The sequence below is a fragment of the uncultured Ruminococcus sp. genome (assembly GCF_937915125.1).
In the GTDB taxonomy this organism is placed as follows: domain Bacteria; phylum Bacillota; class Clostridia; order Oscillospirales; family Ruminococcaceae; genus Ruminococcus_C.
This window is the reverse complement of the sequence record NZ_CALDMP010000031.1, coordinates 1-2,323: the sequence shown is the minus strand read 5'-3', so window position 1 is coordinate 2,323 and position 2,323 is coordinate 1. Positions and strand designations below refer to the sequence as shown.

General features: G+C 43.7%; 2 protein-coding genes. Both read right to left on the bottom strand.

From position 1 onward, the window contains the following. Window positions 1–281: 281 nt before the first annotated feature. Entirely contained in the window at window positions 282–746 is a 465-nt protein-coding gene (bcp, locus tag Q0418_RS03280; RefSeq protein ID WP_298482190.1) for a thioredoxin-dependent thiol peroxidase, read from the bottom strand. A 22-nt stretch (window positions 747–768) separates the two neighbouring features. Continuing rightward, the gene (locus Q0418_RS03275) at window positions 769–1,932 is read right to left on the bottom strand and encodes an iron-containing alcohol dehydrogenase (RefSeq protein ID WP_298482188.1); all 1,164 of its coding nucleotides are present in this window, start codon (window positions 1,930–1,932) and stop codon (window positions 769–771) included. Window positions 1,933–2,323 lie beyond the last annotated feature (391 nt).

Sequence of the window (2,323 nt, the reverse complement as noted above, 5' to 3'; positions counted from 1 at the left end):
AGCATTTTTGTGAAATATGACGAAAAAGATGCAAGCATATGACGTGCAAAGCCGACAGGCGCTCTTTGTGCGGTGTTGCCTAAAACATGACGGAAAATATGCAAGCATATGACGTACAAAGCCGCTAGGCGCTCTTTGTGCGGTGTTGCCCTAATAAAATTAGAGGTAACACGATAATCAGAACCCTGCATAGATCCACGTAACGATACACGGATCCACGCAGGGTTCTTTTTCTCTTCTCACTTGACGACTTCTGTGAATAGAGCATTCAAAAACCTGTTTCATTCAGTTTGATTCAAATAAGCCAGTACTTCTTCTGCGTTGGTATCCGGTTTCACCTTTGGCATAGCCTTTTCAATGATACCGTTTTCATCGATCACATAGGTGCTTCGTACAACGCCCATACTCACCTTTCCGTACAATTTCTTTTCTTTCCATACGCCATATGCCTGAATCGCAGAGAGTTCCGGATCTGACAGCAGGAGGAAGGGTAAATGGTGCTTTTCAGCAAACTTCTGATGAGAAGCAGTACTGTCTTTGCTGATTCCAATGACGATAACATGTTTTTCCCGAAATGCCGTATCATGTGCTGCAAATGCACATGCCTGGCGAGTACAGCCAGGTGTATTGTCTCTCGGATAGAAATAAAGCACGACCTTTTGCCCGGCAAAATCCGAGAGAGAAACAAAATTACCATCTTTATCCTGAAGTGTGAAATCAGGAGCCTTTTGTCCAGCTTCCAACATTTTTATAGCCTCCTTTTTACCGTTAAAATGCCGCTTCAAAAATAGAAATGATGTCATCTTTGGTCAGCGGAACAAAGCTGCCTTCACATCCTGCTGCTGCTTTTTCCGCCATTTCTGCAAAGTGGTTTTTTTCAGTGATCCCCACTGCACGCAGATTTGCTGGCATTTTCATTGTATCGAAGAAAAACGAAGCGGTTTTGTCGATGGCTGCTTTCGCAACTTCGGCATCTGTTCCGTTCAGTCCCCAGACATTTCGCCCATATGCGGCAAATTGTGCAGTTTTGGACGGCGATTTCTCCAGGACAAAACGCATCCAGACCGGCGTAAGAATTGCCAGTCCTTCTCCATGAGTAATGTCATAGAAGGCTGAAAGCTCATGTTCCATGGGATGGACACACCAGCCGACTTCTGCACCGCCGTCCAGTAATCCGTTTATGGCAAGACTGCTTGCCCACATAAGATTTGCCCTTGCATTATAATTTTCCGGTTCTTTCTGTGCAACAGGTCCATATTGAATACAGGTTTTCAGCACTGCCTCACATAAATACCCCTGGAGTGTTGCACCCTTTACATTTGTAAAATAGTTTTCAAAAGTATGGCTCATCATATCGGCAGTACCGGCTGCCGTCTGTCGGGATGAAACCGTAAAGGTATAGCTTGGATCAAGCACAGACATGACAGGCTTCACGAGATCACTGCCAGTTCCCCATTTTTCATTTTTTGAAAGATCGCTGATCACAGCAAATGCATCCATTTCTGAACCTGTTGCTGAAAGTGTCAGCACAGTATAGACAGGCAGTGCAGCTTTTATTTTTCCGCCATCCAAAACCAGATCCCAGGGGTCACCGTCATAGCATGCGCCTGCTGCAATAACCTTAGCGCAGTCGATGGCAGAACCGCCGCCGATTGCAAGCACCATATCAATGCTGTGCTCTTTACAGAGCGCAACGCCTTTGCGAACTGATTCAATACGAGGATTGGGTTCTACTCCCGACAATTCTGTCACAATGAGTCCTGTGTCAGTCAGGATTTTGATTGCTTTGTCATAGAGACCGCTGCGTTTGATGCTTCCGCCCCCATATACGAGAAGGACGTTGCTGCCGCTTTGTTTCAGTTCAGACAGATGACTTAGTTGATTCTTACCGAAATGAATGACTGTTGGAATTGAATAGGTAAAATTATTCATAAAGAACTACCTCCCTGATTTATTGGGTCAATTTGTATTTTGGGAATCATTATAAATTTATCGTATCATATTTTAATCATGATTTCTACTGTGGAACATTTCTGAAAAATGAACATCTATTTTTGGCATAACACATCACAAATGGTTATGCGTTTTTATGCTTCTGCTCTCTATTTTAGTTCAGTTGGGTATGATTTAGGAACCATTTTTCAAATATTTCAATCCACGCCCCTACGCAAGGGGCGACTACAAAAAAACGCCACGAGAGTAACCAGCTGTTATTTCAATCCACGCCCCTACGCAAGGGGCGACGCGGCGAATATTATTAGTTGTTATTTAGTCTCTCCTTAAACCACAAAAAATCACCGAAATATCGACAAAATCGTCCAAA

Bases quoted from the DNA above. Each gene is read 5' to 3' on its own strand.
- Q0418_RS03275 (WP_298482188.1), bottom strand. From the start codon at position 1,932: ATGAATAATTTTACCTATTCAATTCCAACAGTCATTCATTTCGGTAAG.
- bcp (WP_298482190.1), bottom strand. From the start codon at position 746: ATGTTGGAAGCTGGACAAAAGGCTCCTGATTTCACACTTCAGGATAAA.